The organism is Gemmatimonadaceae bacterium, from assembly GCA_019637445.1.
Classification (GTDB): domain Bacteria; phylum Gemmatimonadota; class Gemmatimonadetes; order Gemmatimonadales; family Gemmatimonadaceae; genus Pseudogemmatithrix.
The window spans coordinates 624,781-641,721 of record JAHBVS010000001.1; the positions used below are offsets into that span (position 1 = coordinate 624,781).

14 protein-coding genes are annotated in these 16,941 nt (G+C 69.3%); 7 read left to right on the top strand and 7 right to left on the bottom strand.

Features of this window, described 5'->3' with window-relative positions; all coding sequences use genetic code 11:
• The first annotated feature begins 58 nt into the window (after window positions 1-58).
• Both KF709_02990 and KF709_02995 read left to right on the top strand, forming a co-directional pair.
• A complete protein-coding gene (locus tag KF709_02990) occupies window positions 59-616 on the top strand; it encodes an SET domain-containing protein-lysine N-methyltransferase (GenBank protein ID MBX3173346.1) in 558 nt (185 codons plus the stop codon).
• A gap of 4 nt (window positions 617-620) precedes the next feature.
• Window positions 621-1,730 (top strand): DUF445 family protein, encoded by a 1,110-nt coding sequence (locus KF709_02995; protein ID MBX3173347.1) that lies wholly within the window; start codon window positions 621-623, stop codon window positions 1,728-1,730.
• Between the two features lie 26 nt (window positions 1,731-1,756).
• Here the strand turns inward: KF709_02995 and KF709_03000 are convergent, their stop codons facing one another.
• The 3 genes from KF709_03000 to KF709_03010 are packed head-to-tail and all read right to left on the bottom strand — an operon-like array spanning window position 1,757 to window position 4,653.
• Window positions 1,757-3,034 (bottom strand): hypothetical protein, encoded by a 1,278-nt coding sequence (locus tag KF709_03000; protein MBX3173348.1) that lies wholly within the window; start codon window positions 3,032-3,034, stop codon window positions 1,757-1,759.
• A gap of 19 nt (window positions 3,035-3,053) precedes the next feature.
• The gene (locus tag KF709_03005) at window positions 3,054-3,893 is read right to left on the bottom strand and encodes a prepilin peptidase (protein MBX3173349.1); all 840 of its coding nucleotides are present in this window, start codon (window positions 3,891-3,893) and stop codon (window positions 3,054-3,056) included.
• A 19-nt stretch (window positions 3,894-3,912) separates the two neighbouring features.
• Window positions 3,913-4,653, bottom strand: a complete 741-nt coding sequence (locus KF709_03010) for an RNA methyltransferase (GenBank protein ID MBX3173350.1) — start codon at window positions 4,651-4,653, stop codon at window positions 3,913-3,915.
• A gap of 28 nt (window positions 4,654-4,681) precedes the next feature.
• On the opposite strand from KF709_03010, the gene KF709_03015 reads away from it, so the two are divergent.
• Window positions 4,682-5,476 (top strand): M48 family metalloprotease, encoded by a 795-nt coding sequence (locus KF709_03015; protein ID MBX3173351.1) that lies wholly within the window; start codon window positions 4,682-4,684, stop codon window positions 5,474-5,476.
• Window positions 5,477-5,523: 47 nt separating this feature from the next.
• On the opposite strand, the gene KF709_03020 is transcribed toward KF709_03015, so the two are convergent.
• From KF709_03020 to KF709_03035, 4 genes are read right to left on the bottom strand one after another with little or no spacing between them, the layout of a single operon-like run.
• Window positions 5,524-6,363, bottom strand: a complete 840-nt coding sequence (locus KF709_03020; protein ID MBX3173352.1) for a purine-nucleoside phosphorylase — start codon at window positions 6,361-6,363, stop codon at window positions 5,524-5,526.
• Window positions 6,360-7,403: an adenosine deaminase gene (add, locus tag KF709_03025; protein ID MBX3173353.1), complete on the bottom strand. Its 1,044-nt coding sequence runs from the start codon at window positions 7,401-7,403 to the stop codon at window positions 6,360-6,362. Before add ends, KF709_03020 begins: the two co-directional genes overlap by 4 nt.
• The gene (locus tag KF709_03030) at window positions 7,404-7,637 is read right to left on the bottom strand and encodes a hypothetical protein (protein ID MBX3173354.1); all 234 of its coding nucleotides are present in this window, start codon (window positions 7,635-7,637) and stop codon (window positions 7,404-7,406) included.
• A complete protein-coding gene (locus KF709_03035) occupies window positions 7,634-10,735 on the bottom strand; it encodes a 5'-nucleotidase C-terminal domain-containing protein (GenBank protein MBX3173355.1) in 3,102 nt (1,033 codons plus the stop codon). The genes KF709_03030 and KF709_03035 overlap by 4 nt, the downstream gene beginning before the upstream one ends.
• A 179-nt stretch (window positions 10,736-10,914) precedes the next feature.
• Here KF709_03035 and udk point away from each other — a divergent pair, with 179 nt between their 5' ends.
• The 4 genes from udk to KF709_03055 all read left to right on the top strand — a co-directional run bounded on the left by udk (window position 10,915) and on the right by KF709_03055 (window position 16,902).
• On the top strand, window positions 10,915-11,541 hold the full coding sequence (gene udk, locus KF709_03040; protein MBX3173356.1) for a uridine kinase: 627 nt from the start codon (window positions 10,915-10,917) through the stop codon (window positions 11,539-11,541).
• Window positions 11,538-12,251 (top strand): response regulator, encoded by a 714-nt coding sequence (locus tag KF709_03045; GenBank protein ID MBX3173357.1) that lies wholly within the window; start codon window positions 11,538-11,540, stop codon window positions 12,249-12,251. The genes udk and KF709_03045 overlap by 4 nt, the downstream gene beginning before the upstream one ends.
• Window positions 12,248-13,960, top strand: coding sequence for a HAMP domain-containing protein (locus KF709_03050; GenBank protein MBX3173358.1), 1,713 nt, complete (start codon window positions 12,248-12,250; stop codon window positions 13,958-13,960). Before KF709_03045 ends, KF709_03050 begins: the two co-directional genes overlap by 4 nt.
• 179 nt (window positions 13,961-14,139) lie before the next feature.
• Window positions 14,140-16,902 carry a TonB-dependent receptor gene (locus KF709_03055; protein MBX3173359.1) on the top strand — a complete coding sequence of 921 codons (2,763 nt, stop codon included), beginning with the start codon at window positions 14,140-14,142 and terminating at the stop codon, window positions 16,900-16,902.
• The last annotated feature ends 39 nt before the right edge of the window (window positions 16,903-16,941 follow it).

Below are 16,941 nucleotides of genomic sequence, written 5' to 3' on the forward strand. Positions count from 1 at the left end.
AAGACGCCGCATCGGACGGAAGGACGCAAGAGCCGCGGTTCCGCGCGTAGATTCCGGCGTGCCATCCCCCACCCAGAAGCGCCGACCGTCTTCAGAACGTCCCTGGGCTGTCCGTCGCTCCCCCCGCCACGGCCGCGGCGTCTACGCCACCGCGCGCATCCCCGCCGGCACGCGCATCATCGAGTACACGGGGGAGTTGATCTCCGAGGCCGAGGGCGAGCGCCGGTACCCCACCCTGCCGAGTGGCGAGGAGGAGCCGGAGCACACCTACCTGCTCACCCTCGACGAGCAGCGGGTGATCGACGCCAACGTGGGCGGCAACGCCGCGCGGTTCATCAACCATTCCTGTGAACCCAACTGCGAGCCGATTGCGTATGGCGACCATATGTGGATCGTGGCCATCCGTGACATCCGCCCCGGCGAGGAGCTGGCGTATGACTACGCCATCGAGCTCGACGAACCGCACACGCCCGCACGCAAGCGGCGCTTCCCCTGCCGCTGCGGCGCGCGCCGCTGCCGTGGGTCGATCCTGAAGCCCAAGTACCAGCCGCTGCATCCGCTGGTCCGTGCGGCCATCCGCCGCTACGGGCCGTCGGCACGCGACGCGCGGGCATAGTCACGTGTCGCCCTTCGTGCAGGAACTGCTGCTCAGCATCGCGATCGGCACCATCGCCGGCGGCGTGACGAATGCCATCGCCGTGTGGATGCTCTTCCACCCGTACGAGCGGCGTTACGGCTTCCACGGGGCGATCCCGAAGAACAAGGCGCGCCTGGCCAAGAGCATCGGCCGCACGGTGGGCGAGAAGTTGCTGACGCCCAAGGACCTGATCGACGAGCTGCAGCGCGCCGGCTTCCGCGAGACGCTGGACGCGCGGCTGGCCGAGTTCATCCAACACCTGCTGGAAGTCGAGCGCGGATCCTTGCGCGAGATGCTGCCCGCCGCGGTGCTTCCCGAAGTGGAGCGCGCGCTCGCGGGCCTCGGCCCCGTGGTCGGGACGCGCGTCGCGGACTGGGCGGCCACCCCAGCCTTCGAGGTCAAGGTCCGCGAGGCCTTGGCCCGCCTGCGCAGCGAACTCGGCGCGCGGCCCGTGAACGAAGTGCTGACCGACGCGCGACGCCGCGACCTGGCACAGCAGGCCGCCAACCTTGCCACGCAGCTCATCGAAGAGAGCCGAGACGCCGAGGACCGCTCCGCGGCCGCACGCCTCAGCGATGCCGTCCTGCGCATCGCAGGACACACCCGCACGAAGGCGTTCATCGAGCAGGCCGTGGTCGAGGCCTTGGGCCGCGCCGGCACGCGCACCTGGTCTGACGTGCTCGACATGATCGGCGAGGACGCGGTGGTGCACTGGGTCCTCGACTCCGCGCGCTCACCGCGTATCGAGCAGTTGGTGGCCGAGGGCGCGGCCAGTGGCGCCACCGGCCTGCTCGACCGACCGATTGGGCGACCAGCGCGGTTCTTCGCGCCAGAGACGGCGGCGCGCCTTGGGACGGTCGCCGGCCCGGCGCTCTGGAACTGGCTCGAACGCGAACTGCCGAAGTTTGTGGAGCAGCTCGACATCCCGGCGATGGTGGAGCGCAAGGTGTTGGGCTTCAGCACGGCGCGCATCGAGGAGATCATCCGCGGCGTCACGCAGCGCGAGCTCACGATGATCGTAAACCTTGGCTACGTGCTCGGCGCGATCATCGGCGTGCTGTCGTTCTTCGGGCGTCGCCTCGTCGGCGGCTGATTCGCGCGGGCCGCGAGCGGCGGCGGCTACGGCTCCTGCAGCGTGACAGCCGCAAGGTTCAGGAGCCCCGTCGCGGCGCCGGACGGCACATCCTCCCACACGACCACCGAGCGGCCGCTGAGCGAGAGCATCTGCAAGGCGAGGCTGCGTCCGCGCGCGCGCCAACGCCGAGTCTCACCTGTGCCGCCGCTGCGCGGGGCGGCGCCGTACCGACGCTCCACCATCCGTTCCATACGGTCGCGGAACTCCGCGGCTTCGACAGCGTCATCCCACACCGAAAGCCAAGCGATGCCAGGCCCCTGCGACGTCTGCACGACCTGGTACCGGTCGCCGTCCCATCCCGCCGCCGCCGCAGCGGAGCCGCCGACATCCTTGGAATGCTCGTACAGGAAGAGGCGCGTCTCGAACTCGCCGAGGTTGTCCTCGTGAATGAGCGAGCCGCCGCGTGGCGCGCCCAGCGTGACACGCGTCGGATGGTCCGGCGTGTCGCCGAGCAACTTCTCCGGATGCAGGATCTGCTCGGTGGACTGCGCGAGGGGCTCGAACGGTGACTGGCCCGGTCGCAGTCGCTTGAACTGCCGCGCGTACTCGGCGCCGCTGAGATACGGAAAGAGCAGCGTCTCCTGCAGCAGCACGGGCGCGGCGGCGAACTTGGGCATGCCGGCCTGGCCCTCGCGAATCATTTCGCGCACGGCGTCCCAGCCGCCCGGCAGGCGCATCGAGAAGTCGGAGCCACCCAGCGCCTGCGACATCTGCTCGTAGGTCGCGTGGCCTTCGATCACGGCAGATGCGGCCACCTGTCGGTCGTTGTCGCCCTTGAGCGCCTTCGTCGAATCCAGCGGGAAGTACTGGTCCTGCAGCGCATGCACCAACTCGTGGTCGATGGTGACGCCTGTCATCTCCGGCGACGCGCCTTCGACGATGTACAGCACCTTCGTGGACGGGTCGTAGTAGCCGGCCACCTGCTCCGTGAGCAGGTCGAGCAGGAAGCTGCGCAGCTCCAGCGAGTCGGGAATCATCCCAAACAGCTTGTAGGCGCGCTCGACACCGGCCAGCTCCAGCGGCGTGATCTGTTCCTGGAAAGCCCGCTCGAGGAACTCGCGCACCTGGTCGCGGTCGCGCAGTTCGAGCTTGGGCGTGGCCTTGAAAGTCAGTCCCGAGGAGGCCTCGATGCGCGGGATGGCGCGACGCACCTCGGCGCGGAACGGACCTTCGTAACCGGTCTTGTCGCCGACGCAGCCGGTGATGGCGATGAGAGAGAGCGCAAGCGCGCCCCCCAGTCGTGCAGTGGTGATTGCTTGCATGACGAAGGCAGTGGTCGAATCAGGACGCCGCGGCGCCGATGTAGACAAGGTACTTCGCGATCATGGGCTCGCCGAAGAGCAGCGTCACGAGCCCGGCCGGTGCGAGGAATACCCCGAATGGCACGAGGGGAAGTTCAAAGGGCTCGCCGCGGCGCTTGGCGCGCAGGGCCCCGATCGGCGCGACGATGGCAAGGAACGCGGCGCTGCCGATCCCGGCGGCCACGAAGACGGTGAGGAAACTGCCAACCGGTCCGACCATCGCACCGATCATCGCCATCAACGTGACGTCGCCCTGGCCCATCGCCTCTTTGCCCAGCGCGACCTCACCCAACCAGCCGACGATGGCAATAAGGCCGGCACCCGTGCAGGCACCGATCACCGCCTCCCAGGGACCGACGAAGGGCCCCTGCTCTCCAATGAATGCGGCCACCAGCGGCGCCAGCACCGCGATGAGAAAGCCCGTGACCGTGAAGCCATCGGGAATCACGTAGTGCTTCAGGTCGGTCATCACCACGCCGAGCAGGATCGTGGCGGCGATGGCGACGCGGACGGCCGTGAAGCCGAGTCCGAACCAGTAAGCGGCGGCCACCCACATCAGGCCGACCACAAGTTCGATGGCTGGATACTGCGCGCTGATCGGCGCGCCGCAACCGCGGCAGCGCGCCCGCAGCAGCAGCCACGAGATGATCGGGATGTTGTCGTACCAGGCGATCTCGTGCCCGCACTTCGGGCAGCGCGAGCGCGGCCGGACCACCGACTCCTCGGCCGGCCAACGCGCGATGCACACGTTGAGGAACGAGCCCAGGCTGGCGCCGAGGAAGAAGATGGTGATCCACACGACGATAGCAGCGGCTGTCATCGAGGCTCTGGCGAGATGGTCAGGAAGCGGAAGATGGGCGCAGGGCGTGCAGCAGGATGCCCGCGGCGACGGCGACGTTCAGGGACTCCGCGCCGACGGCCATCGGAATGGCGACGAGCCCCGCGCAAAGGTCACGCACACTGGGCTTGAGGCCCGCACCCTCGTTGCCCACGACGATGGCAAGGCGCGGCAGCGCCGGTTCGGCTCCGAGAATTACACCCGACGCGTCCGCCCCCCAGGCCACGACGCCCGCGTCGCCGAGGAACTGCTGGAACTGCTCTTCCGTACAAGAGATGGTGGAGTGCGTGAACTGCATCCCGACGGCACTCCGCACGACCTTCGCGTTCCAGGGATCCACCGTTCCCGGCAGCACGAGGGTCGCCCCGCAACCCAAGGCCGACGCCGTGCGCAGCAAGGTCCCGACATTCCCCGGATCCTGGATCCCATCGAGCACCAGCAGCCGTGCGGGCGGCTGGCGCGTGAGCGCCTCGAGCGAGCGCGTGGGGATCTCGGCGATGGCGAGGATGCCCTGGGGATTGTCGGTGTCGCTGGCGCTGACGAACTCGCGCTCGCTGACTCGCACGACCTCGACATCGCGGGCGTGGCACTGGGCTACGAGCGCGGCCCCGCGCGGCGTCCTGTCAATCAGGTCGCAGGTCAGCACGCCGCGGACGGGCAACGGGGAGGCCAAGAGCTCCTCGACCGTGCGGACGCCCTCCGCGACGAACATTCCCTGGCGTTCCCGCGCCTTGCGGCGCACCAAGTCCCTCGCTAGGGTCAAGATTCTCATGCGATTCGTTGCCGTTTTGGCCCTCGTGGCCCTCACCGGTGGCTGCGCCGTCTCGACCCAGCAGGAAGTCGAGATGGGGGCAAGCTACGCCGCCGAGATCAATCGTCAGCTGCCCATCGTGCAGGACGCCGAGCTCAATCGGTACCTGAACGTACTCGGGGACTCCATCGCGCGCATTGCCGACTCGCGCAACCTCGACTGGCAGTTCCACATCGTGGACAGCCCGGACGTGAATGCCTTCGCGGTGCCGGGCGGCTTCATCTATATGAACCGCGGCCTGCTGGAGCGCGCCACGAACATGGCGCAGGTGGCCGGCGTGCTGGGTCACGAGATCGGCCACGTGACGCAGCGGCACTCCATCAAGCAGATGCAGAAGGCGCAGGGCACGAACATCGGCCTGCTCGGCGTCTGCATCTTCACGAGCATGTGCAACACCGAGGCCGGCACCCAGCTGATGGGCCTCGGCGCCAACGTCGCGATGGCCAGCTTCAGCCGCTCGGACGAGGACGACGCCGACCGCGTGGCGGTGGGCTACATGGTGCGCGCCGGCATCGACCCGACGGGCATCCCCGAGATGTTCCAGATCCTGCTCGACGAACGGCAGGCCAAGCCCGAGGGTCTGGAGACCTGGTTCCGTTCGCACCCGCTGGAGGAGTCACGCATCTCGGCATCGCGCGCGCGGATCCAGAACTACTCGGCGGACCAGTTGCGCGGGCTCACCAAGGACTCGCCGAACTTCCAGGCCTTCCAGCGGCGGCTAAAGTCGTTGCCGCCGTCGCCGCCAGGCAGCTGATCCACGAGCGCCGTGCCGTGTCGGCGCGGCGCGGCGCGAACAAACAGCTAGAGCAGCGCGACCCAGCGCTCCACAAGGCCGCAGAAGGCGTCCGCTGCCCTGCGGCCTTCTTCCATCACCTCGGCGTGATCCAGCGGCGCCGCTCCGATGCCCGCCGCCGGATTCGTGATGCAGGAGACGCCGGCGACTTCCATGCCGATGGCGTTCGCCACGATGGTCTCCGGCACGGTGCTCATCCCCACCGCGTCGGCGCCGAGCGCGGCGAGCATCCGCACCTCGGCGGGCGTCTCGTAGGTGGGCCCGAGCAGCCCGGCGTACACGCCGCGCGCGAGTGCGAACCCGCCATCCTTGGCCGCTGACTCCAGCAAGGCCTGTAGGCGCGGCGCGTAGGCGGCGCTCATGTCGGGAAAGCGCGTGTCACCGGGCTCCACTCGCCCCTCCAGCGGATTGCGGAACTGTAGGTTCAGGTGGTCGGTGATCATCATCAACGTGCCCGGCACGAAGGCGCGGTTGATACCGCCGGCCGCGTTGGACACGAAGAGCACACGCGCGCCCAAGGCGTGGACCACGCGCACCGGGAAGGCCGCGACCTGTGCGCTGTGCCCCTCGTACATATGGAAGCGGCCGGCGAGCAGCAGCACCTCGCGCCCGCCCAGCGTGCCGGCGATGAGTTCGCCGCGGTGACCCTCGACGCCCGGCGCGTGGAAGCCCGGGATCTCGCCGTAGGGTACGCGCCGCGCGTCGGCAACACGCTCGGCGAGGGCGCCGAGGCCTGAGCCGAGCACGATGGCCGCGGCGGGCGACCGAACCTGCAAACGCTCGCGGACGGCATCCGCTGCAGCGCGCGCCGCTGCGGCACCGTGTTCGTTCGATGTGCAGGTGCTCACGCGTGCACCCCTCGAAGCGTGGCGAACTCCGTGTCGATGCGCGCGAGCAGTGCCTGCTTCTCCGCCTCCGGCAGGAACGCGTTCACGAAGCCCGTGCGGGCCACGCGCTGCAACTCGTCGAACGTGAATCCAAGGTGCCGGGCCGCGAGGCCGTACTCCGTCACGAGGTCCGTCCCGCTCATCAGGCGATTGTCGGTGTTGATGGAGACCTGCAGGCCCGCCTCGAAGTAGCGACGCAGCGGATGCTCGTCGAGGGCGCGGACCGCGTGCGTCTGCAGGTTGCTCGTCAGGCAGCACTCGATGGCGACGCCCTGCGCCTTCGCCTCAGCGAGCAAGGTGGGGTCCTCGATCAGCCGCGTGCCGTGTCCGATGCGGTGCGCCTGGCACTGGTGCATCGCCTCGGCCACCGATTCGGCGCCGGCGCCCTCACCCGCGTGGCAGGTACAGGGCAGGCCGTTGTCCACGGCATGGGCAAACGCCGCCCTGTGGAGCGCGGCCGGGTTCCCCGCCTCGCCGCCTGCGAGATCGAAGCCGACGACACCTCGGTCCTTGTAGTCGACGGCCAGCCGTGCGAGACCCAGCGAGGTCTCGGGCGACATGCTGCGGATGGCACACACGATGACCCGCGCGACGATGCCGTACTCGCGTTCCGCCCGCGCAAGCCCGCGCAGCGGCGCCTCCACCGTCTCGGCGAGCGAGAGTCCCCGCTCGATGTTGAGCACGGGGGCATAGCGCGTCTCGAGGTAACGCACGCCCTCCCGCGCGCAGTCCTCCGCGAGCTCGTAGGCCACACGCTCCAGCGACTCCGCCGTCTGCATCACGCTCAGCGTGTGGCCAAAGCGTGCGAGGTAGTCCTCGAGGTTTCGCGCGTCATCCACGCGCATGTAGTCGCGCAGGGCCTCGGGATCGTCGGCCGGCATTTCCACGCGCTGCTCGCGTGCCAACTCGAGCATCGTCGCGGGTCGCAGGGAGCCATCGAGATGGCAGTGCAACTCCGCCTTGGGCAAGCGACGGAGCAGCTCGCTCGTGATCGGCGGCACTCAGGCCTCGGTATCGCGGAGGGCGCGCGCGCTGACAACGCGCATCACGTAGCCGCCGTGCACCGACGTGTCGGCCGCGACAGGCAGTCCGCGGCTGTCCACGATGGCGCGGGTGCCGGCGCGCACCTCATCGGCCGCCGCGGCATCCGACGCGGCCACCGCGTCGAGCACGCTGCTGCCGGGCGACACCGAGACGCCCTTGCCGTTCACAAAGACCCGCAGCGCCTCGCTCACGGCGTCACCGCCTGGATGCGCGGCGCGGTGAGGGCAGGCGTCGCGGTCAGCGTGCCGTTGGGCAGCTTCCGCAGCTGCGCGATGAGCGCGTCGAGATCGATCACTCCGATTTCCTCCGGCGCGCTGCCCGCGCCCAGGCCGGCGCCATCGCCGCCGCTGGCCATGAAGTCCGACATGATGACCCGATACGTGAGGCGGTCGTTCAGGCGACGGCCATCGGCCATCGTCACCTGCCGCAGGCGGCTGCCGCTGGGTGCCGCGGGATCGTAGCGCAGCGTGGCGCCGCTGATGTGCACGCTGATGGATCGGCCACCCACGAGGCGCTCGAAGTAGCGGCGCAGCTCGGCGCCACGCACCGTGATCGCCACGAGCCGATTCGCGAAGGGCGAGACTTCATGCAGGTCGCCGTAGGTCACCCTGCCTTGGCGAATCTCCGCCCTGATGCCGCCGTTGTTCATCACGCCCACGTCGCCGTTGCCGGCGGCGCGCTGGGCGTCGGCGATCAGGTTGCCGAGCGCGTACTGGTTGCCTTCACGCGGGAAGCGCTCGGTGGCGGTCGCAATGACCTCGCCGACGCGAGGGGCGACTCGCGCCACTGCCTCTGCCACGATGCGTTCGACCGCCGGGTCGGGCACGATCGAATCGGAGACGACGTCGCGCACCACGGGTCGCTGCGGCGGCGAGCCCGGTGCAGGCCCGAGGTCCACGATGCCCAGGGCGCGCGTGCTCGAGCGCGCCTGCACGATCGGGATCCCGTTGACGATGGTGGCGACTTCCGAATGCGTGTGACCGGACACGATCGCGTCGACCGTGCCGGGCGCCAGCGTCCGGGCCAGCTCGATGATCTCGCCGCGACATTCGTCCGGCGCGTTGATGGTGCAGAACCCGCCGAGGTGCGCGACGACCACAACCCACTGCGCCCCGCGCTCGCGCAGCGAGGCAGCGCGCGCGGTGATGACGGGCGCCGGCGGCGCGAAGCGCAGATCGGCCACGTGCCGCGGCATCGTGGTGCGTGGCGTGGCGGGATCGGCGATGCCGATGATGCCGACGCGGCCGGCTGCCGTGCCCACCAGCGTGTCGTCGCGGATCCACGGCACGTCGCTGCCATCGGCGTAGGTGACGTTGGCGCCGAGGATGGCGGCGTCGAGGCCACGCATCCGGGCGCGCAGCGTGTCCTGGCCGTAGTCGAACTCGTGGTTGCCGAGCGCGTGGGCGGTGAAGCCCATCGCGTTGTAGACGGGCAGCGTCGCCGCACCGGTGGTGAGGTCGGACGCCGGCGTTCCGGTGAACAGATCGCCGCCGGAGAGCAGCAGCGTCGCGCAGGCAGGCGCACACTCAGCGCGGGCCTCGCGGACCATCGTGGCGATCTGCGCATAGCCGCCGCGATTGCCGTTCGCGCCATCGGGCCGCGGCCGGAAGGCTCCGTGCATGTCGTTCATCGCGATCACGCGCAACGTCGGACGCGGTGGAAGCAGCCGGTAGTTCTCCTCGTACACGTCCGAGGGTTGGATGCTGCCGCGCGTCTTCAGAAACTCGATGATGAGCTCGCGAATCTCGCGGCCGCCTTCGTAGACCACCGGCGCCCCGCGCAGCATGTCGTAGCCGCCGCCTCCGGACGCACGGTACGAGTTGATGGCGACCGTGAAGCTGTCCGAGTCGGCAACGGGCCGGCCGCGCCGCGCCAACTGCGTCACGCGATGCCCCATCGGCTGCGCGAGGTCGATCGTGTAGTCGAGCCCCTGCAGGATGTCGTAGTTGTAGCCCGGGATGCGCGGGTCCGGCCTGATGCGCAATCCGTTGGCGTCGGCGCCGACCGTCCAGTAGCGCGCACTATGCTCGAGGAAGGCGCGGATCTGCGCGCCGCTGAGGCGCAGTGCCCGCAGGGTGTTTTCGTACGGATACAGTACCGTGAGGCGTTCGACGGAGATCGGGCCCGGCGCGAAGCCGGCCTCGAGCGAGAACGCCGAGGCGATACTCAGCTCGGCGCCCGTCTCCTGGCGCTGGACGTAGTGGATCAAGTCGATGAGCGGCGTGTCACGCAGTCGCGCCGAGTCGCCGGCCCAAATGGCGTCGGTGCGCGCGACAACGGCGGTGGAGTAGGCCATCGCCGCGCGATGTGCACGCTCCACCGCGCGCACGACCACTTGCTGTTCGGGCCATCCACGCACGGGAACCGTGACGCCGGACTTTGACGCCACGCGCCACGCGCCGCCCGGCGCGCGCTCCAGCTCAAGCGTCGCGACGGCAACGCTGGTTGCCCAGTTCCGTGGCTGCATCACCATCACGCCATTGATGGTCGAGTCCGCCAGCTCGCGATGCGAGTGGCCAATCACCAGCAGGTCGATGCCCGGCACTTCCCGCGCGACGCGGGCCATCGGGTTCTCACTGGCCACGGCGGTGCCGACGGTGTCATACGAACTGACCTCGCCGAGTCCTGAGTGGGCCACGACGACGACGACATCCGCGCCCTCGGCGCGGGCGGCGCGGACCTCGGCGGGCAGGGCCGCCACGATGTCCGTGACCTCGACGCGGCCACGCAGGTTGTCGCGGTCCCAGATCATCGAGCCCGGCGTCGTGACGCCGATGATGGCGATCTTGGCGCCGCCGCGCGTCACGGTCAGGCGCGCCGGATACTCCCGCTTGCCGTCGAGGCGGCGCGTGTTGGCCGCGAGGAACGGGAAGCCCGCTTGGGCAATGGCCCGGTCGAACAGCGGCACGCCGTAGTTGAACTCGTGGTTGCCCACCGCCGCCGCGTCGTAGCGCATCACGTTCATCGCCGCGATGACCGGGTGCGGCCGCATCGAGTCCACGCGACCCGCGACGTAGGTCATCGCGTTGCCCTGCAGGAGGTCGCCGGCATCGACGAGGACGACGCGGTCGCGGGCCACGCGGCGGAGGGAATCGACGATGCTGGCGGCGCGCGCGAGGCCGCGGAGGCTGTCAGGGGCTCCAGCGGCGTAGTCCCAGCCGCGCAGGCGACCGTGGACGTCCGTGGTCGCGGCAATCTTGATGGTCAGGCGCTCCTGGGCCTGCAGGCCGCCCAAGGCCGAGATACAGAGCAGTCCCGCCACCGCGGGCGCAAGGCACTTTCGCAACATCTTGAAGAATACCGAAGCGTGACCGCGGTTGCAGGTGCGTGCGGAGTTGACGGCCGGCCCTCCCAACCCCCAACGTTCGGCGGCTACCTCCGATACAGGACCGTGACGTCCGTAACGCTTTTCGCGCCCGCCAGCCCCGGACAGATTCCTCGCGTGCTTCCTTCCCCCACTGCCGCGCGATGCGTCCGCTGATCATCGGGATCGCGGGGGGTTCCGGGTCGGGCAAGACGACCGTCGCCCGCAACCTCGCGTCGGCGCTGACCGAGACCCAGTGCGCGTTCCTCGATATGGACGCGTACTACCGGGACCACGACCGGCTGTCGCCAGACGCGTTGCGCAAACTCAATTGGGACCACCCGGACGCGTTTGACCTCGACCTCTTGGATACGCAGTTGCAGCAACTGGCGGCTGGGCAGGCGATCGACAAGCCGGTCTACGATTTCGTGCACCACCGACGCCAGGCCGCGGCCGAGCGCGTGGAACCGGCCGATGTCGTGGTGGTTGACGGCATCCTGCTGCTAGTGGACGAACGCATCCGGTCGCGCCTCGACATCAAGGTCTTCGTCGACACCGATGCCGACATCCGACTGGTCCGCCGCATCCGGCGCGACATGGCCATGCGCGGTCGGCAACTGGACGACGTCCTCGAGCAGTACCTCACCACGGTCCAACCCATGCACCTGAAGTTCGTCGAGCCGAGCAAGCGCTACGCCGACGTCGTGATCCCACGTGGCGGCGACAATAGCGTCGCCATCGACCTGTTGGTCGCTGCCGTGTCACGCCGCCTCGAAGGAGCGGGCGCGTGACCGCTGCCGTCGCCCCGACAGAACGCATCCTCGTCGTGGACGACGAGCCGGATATCGTCGCGCTCGTCGTCTACCATCTCGCGAAGGCCGGATACAAGGTGTCCAGCGCCTCCACCGGCACCGACGCGTTGGCGCTCGCCAAGCGCGACCGCCCAGCCCTGGTGGTGCTCGACCTGATGCTGCCGGGGATGTCCGGATTCGACGTCATCGCGCGGCTGCGTGAGGACGAAAGCACGCAAGGCATCGCCGTGCTGATGCTGACAGCGCGCAAGGAGGAACCGGACCGCATCCGCGGCCTCGAGCTCGGCGCCGACGATTACCTCACCAAGCCGTTCTCCCCGCAGGAACTGGTGCTGCGCGTCGGGGCGATCCTGCGCCGCGTGCATTCGCCCTCCGAGGCCAGCGACACGATCCACGCCGGTGCCATCCGCATCGACCGCTCGGCGCATCGCGTGACGGTACGGGACCACGAGGTCGAGCTCACTCCGACGGAGTTCAAGCTGCTGCTCACGTTGGCGGAGCGTCGCGGGCGCGTGCAGTCGCGTTCGCACCTGCTGGAGACGGTCTGGGACGCGGCGCCGGACATCCAGACGCGCACGGTGGACATGCACATCCAGCGCCTGCGCACCAAGCTGCACCCCGCCGGCGACCAAATCGAGACCGTGCGCGGCTTCGGGTATCGCCTCAAGGGAATGGGCAAGGACGCGTGAGGCTCACCCAGCGGCTCCTGCTGGGTGCATTCATCGTTGTCGGGTTCCTCTCGATCGCGCTGGTCATCTTCGTGGACGGCCAGCTGCGGGACCGCCTGCGCGAGGACGCCGAGGGCTTTCTCTCGCGCGAGGCCACGCTGACCGGCGTCCTCTGGCAGCGCGAACCCGGCGACCCCGACGCGTTGGCCGACCGTGTCGGCCGGGCCCTTGGCCGACGCGTCACGCTGGTGGACTCCCTCGGCGTCGTCCTGGGGGACTCGGAGTTCGACGGCGAAGGCCTGGCCAACCTGCAGAACCATCGGCAACGGCCCGAGATCGCGCGGGCCTTCATCGAGCGGATCGGATCGAGCGCGCGCCCCTCGCCGTCCACGGGCGATGAGGAGCTGTATGTCGCCGTACTGGTCGAGGGCCGCGGCGTCGCGCGGGTCTCCATCCCGACCCAGAGCCTGGAGCAGGTGACCGACGCCGCCCGCCGCGACGTGCTCAAGGCGTCGCTCTTGGCGTTGCTTGGAGCGCTGGTCATCGCGTTCTTCTTCTCGCGCTCCGTGTCGCGGCCCGTCGAGGAACTGCGCGACGTCGCCGAGGCCTTGGCCGACGGCGACCTCGAACGCCGGCCCACGCTGCGCGCGCCGGGCGAGGTGGGCGACCTGCAGCAGGCCCTGCGCGAACTGGCGGCGCAGCTGTCGGCGCGCCTCCACGCCCTTGAGGCCGACGAGACGCTGCTGGTGCAGCTGACCGAGTCGCTGAACGAGGGCGTCATTGCCGTGGATACCTCGCGACGCGTCGTGCGCATCAACGAGACGGCGCGGCGCCTGCTGGGGATGCGGGCGCCCCTACCCTTCGCCGTGGACGAGCTGCCGCGCGACGTGGCGCTGCGCGAGGCGCTCTCGTCGGCCTTCGCCGGCGACACGACGGAGGGCGCCGAGTTGGTGATCTTCGGCCGTACGCTGAACATCACCGCACGGCCGCTCACGGGCGGCGGCGCGGTGCTCGCCTTGTTCGACCTGACGCGCGTGCGCCGGCTCGAGGCCGTGCGGCGTGACTTTGTGGCGAACGTGTCGCACGAACTGCGCACGCCGCTGACCATCGTCGGCGGATTTGCGGAGACGATGGTGGAGGAGGAAGTCCCCAGCGATGTGCGCCGCCAGTTCGCCGAACGCATCCTCGGCAACACCCGGCGAATGCAGCGCATCGTCGACGACCTGCTCGACCTCTCGCGCATCGAGTCAGGTGGCTGGAAGCCCAATCCGCAGCCGATCGACCTCGTGGCGATGGTCAGCGAGGTGTTCCAGGCCGCCCGCGATGCGGCCGACCGCAAGGGACTCTCGCTGCATACGGAGATCCCGCCGGCCCAGTCGACCGTGTACGCCGATGCCACGGCGCTGCGACAGGTGGTCGGCAACCTGGTCGACAATGCGGTGCGCCACACCACGTCGGGCCACGTGACCGTGTTTGCGGCGCCGCACGAACGGGGCACCATCGTAGGCGTGCGCGACACCGGCAGCGGCATCGCGGCCGAGCACCTGCCGCGGATCTTCGAGCGCTTTTATCGCGTTGATCCGGGCCGTGCGCGTGAGGAAGGCGGCACGGGGCTTGGCCTGGCGATCGTGAAGCACCTCGTGGAGGCGCACGGGGGGCGCGCGCGCGCGGAGTCCGAGGTGGGCGCGGGAACCACCATTACGGCCCTGTTCCCGGCCGCCTCGGCGTAGAGCCAGCGCGGGCGGCAATCGCCGCGATTGTCACGCAAGCTGCCCCGCATCACGGGGGCCGTTACACGTTCGTTGCAGTTCCGTGGGAGGTCCGGTACCGGGTCTCGGGAGATTTGTGGTGTTCGGCGAGGGGTCCTGCGCCGGACCACCAACCTTTCCGCTTATCCCACGAGACGCCAATGCGCCGTGTTCTGTTTGTTCTTCTTGCTGGCCTGACCCTCACTGCCCCACTCAGCGCGCAGACGCCGACTGCGGGCCGCATCGTCGGCCGCGTGGTCGATGCCTCGAGCGGCGCCGGACTCGCCGAGGCGGGCATCCAGGTCGTCGGCACGACGATCGGTACGCGCTCCGGCGTGGACGGCCAGTTCTCCATCGCCGGCGTGCCGGCCGGAACGGTCACACTGATCGTGCGCCGCATCGGCTACGCGCAGAAGACCATCACCGGCCTGTTCCTCGAGGCCGGCAAGACGGTCGAGCAGAACGTCGCGCTCGAGCAGGCCAGCGTCGAACTGACGGCGCAGGTCGTGACCGCCGCCGCCGAGCGCGGCACGGTGGGTGAGGCGCTGGACGCGCAGAAGAACTCCATCAACGTCGTCAACAGCGTGACGTCCGAGCAGATCGCCAAGAGCCCCGACGGCGACGCGGCGCAGGCCGTGCAGCGCGTGTCGGGTGTGAGCGTGCAGGACGGCAAGTATGTGTTCGTCCGCGGCCTCGGCGAGCGGTACACGCAGGCCTCGCTCAACGGCGCGCGGATTCCTTCCCCGGAGCCGGAGAAGAAGGTCGTGCCGCTGGACCTGTTCCCGGCCGGCCTGCTGCAGACGATCACGACCGTGAAGACCTTCACGCCGGACCAGCCGGGTGACTTCTCGGGCGCGCAGGTGGACATCCAGACCAAGGAGTTCCCGGCGCAGCGCACCTGGGCGATGAGCACCAGCGTGGGCGGCTCGGACGCCGTGGTCGGTCGCAAGCTCCTGATGCCGATCCGCGTCGGTGGCGACCTGGTGGCGAACGGCGCGGTGCCGCGCTCGCTGCCCGGCTTCATCCAGCAGTACGGCAACTTCTCCAGCAGCGTGCCTGGACAGGCGGACTACAACCGGATGGTCTCGGACTTCCGCAACGCCTGGTCGCCGCGCGGGCAGGAGGGCGGCCTCAACGGCTCGACCTCGCTGTCGGTCGGCGGCAACGATCCAGTCTTTGGTCGTCGCATCGGTTATCTCGTGAGCGGCACCTATTCGTACGGCCAGGAAGCGCGCGTGGACAACGTGCGCGCGCTGGCGCTGGCGCAGTCGGGCGCGACACCGTCGGCAATCGACCGCTACACCGGCGACGTCGGCAAGCAGTCGGTGCTCTGGGGCGGCCTGGCGAACTTCTCGACGCTGCTGGGCTCGCGCACGCGCCTCGCGCTGAACAACACCTACAACCGCACGATGGACTCGGAGGCCCGCCGCGAGGAGGGCGTCTCGGAGAACATTGGCATCCCCTTCATCATCACGCGGCAGAAGTATGTGGAGCGGAGCATCCGCTCCTCGCAGCTGCTGCTGCAGAGCGACCTGACGACGAACCAGAAGTTCGAGGCCGCCATCACGGCGTCGGGCGTGACGCGCAAGGAGCCGGACCGCTCGGAGTTCGTGCAGGCGATCTTCACCGACCCGGGCACGGGCGCCCCGATGGCGCCGCAGTGGTTCGCCGCGTCCAACGAGGGCGCGGTGCGCACCTTCGCGGACCTCCGGGAGTCGGGCATCGAGGGTCGCGCGCACTGGCGCATCCAGTTCGGCGAGCCGGGCCGCTCGACGGCTCTCAAGGTGGGCGGCCTCGGCCGCCACGCCGGCCGCGACGCCATCAACACGGCGTACAGCATCAATGGCTCGGGCCTCACGCAGGCGGACCGCGAGCTGGCGCCCGAGCAGATTTTCGCGCGCTACCTGAACAGCTCCGACAACGTCTGGCGCGTGACGCCGATCGGCGTCGGCGGTTCCTACGACGCCAGCGACTACCTCTTCGCCGGCTTCGCGATGGTGGAGAAGGAGTTCGGGCCGAAGTGGCAGCTGATCACCGGCGCGCGCGCCGAGTATTCGGACGTGCTGGTGCGCTCGGAGCCGACGGTCGGCGCCCGCACCTCGACGAACCCGACGTTCATGGACGTGCTGCCGGCCATAGCCATCACGTATCGCCCGGGCCAGCGCACGAACATCCGTCTCTCGGCGTCGCAGACGGTGTCGCGGCCGGAGTACCGTGAGCTCGCGCCGATCCAGTACCGCGAGGTCATCGGCTTCGACAACGTGATCGGCAACCCGAACCTCCAGCGCGCGCTGATCCAGAACTACGACCTGCGCTGGGAGTTCTATCCCTCGCAGGGCGAGGTGATCAGCCTGGCCGCCTTCGCCAAGCGCTTCACCGACCCCATCGAGCGCGTGTACATCGGCTCGTCAGGTACGCGCATCATCACCTTCGTGAACGCGAAGGGCGCCGACAACTTCGGCCTCGAGCTGGAGGCACGGAAGTTCCTCGACTTTATCAACCCCTACCTGGCCAACATGGCGGTGACCACGAACGCCACGGTGATGGCGTCGGAAATTCGTCTCGACGCGACCTCGGCGTCGGTGACCAACGCCAACCGCGCGATGGTGGGCCAGGCCCCGTACATGTTCAACGCCGGCCTGCAGTGGACGTCGAACTCGGGCGGCACCAGCGCCTCGGTGCTGTACAACGTCGTCGGCAAGCGCATCACGGACGCCGGCGAGATCCCGCTGCCGAACGTCGAGGAGCTCGAGCGCCACATCGTCGACTTCTCGCTGCGCTTCCCGGTGACGGAGCAGATCAGCGCCCGCTTCGATGCGAAGAACCTGCTCGACGCGCCGTACCGCATCGTACAGGGTCCGGTGACGCGCGAGTCGTATCGCGTGGGCCGCGGCTTCACGCTGGGGCTGAACTGGCGCCCGTAGCATCGCAACGCGGCGGTCGCGCCGCTGTGACTGGGCTGT

Coding starts and splice junctions, on each gene's coding strand:
- KF709_03000 (MBX3173348.1), bottom strand. CDS start 3,034: ATGCAAGCAATCACCACTGCACGACTGGGGGGCGCGCTTGCGCTCTCT.
- KF709_03005 (MBX3173349.1), bottom strand. CDS start 3,893: ATGACAGCCGCTGCTATCGTCGTGTGGATCACCATCTTCTTCCTCGGC.
- KF709_03015 (MBX3173351.1), top strand. CDS start 4,682: ATGCGATTCGTTGCCGTTTTGGCCCTCGTGGCCCTCACCGGTGGCTGC.
- KF709_03035 (MBX3173355.1), bottom strand. CDS start 10,735: ATGTTGCGAAAGTGCCTTGCGCCCGCGGTGGCGGGACTGCTCTGTATC.
- udk (MBX3173356.1), top strand. CDS start 10,915: ATGCGTCCGCTGATCATCGGGATCGCGGGGGGTTCCGGGTCGGGCAAG.
- KF709_03055 (MBX3173359.1), top strand. CDS start 14,140: ATGCGCCGTGTTCTGTTTGTTCTTCTTGCTGGCCTGACCCTCACTGCC.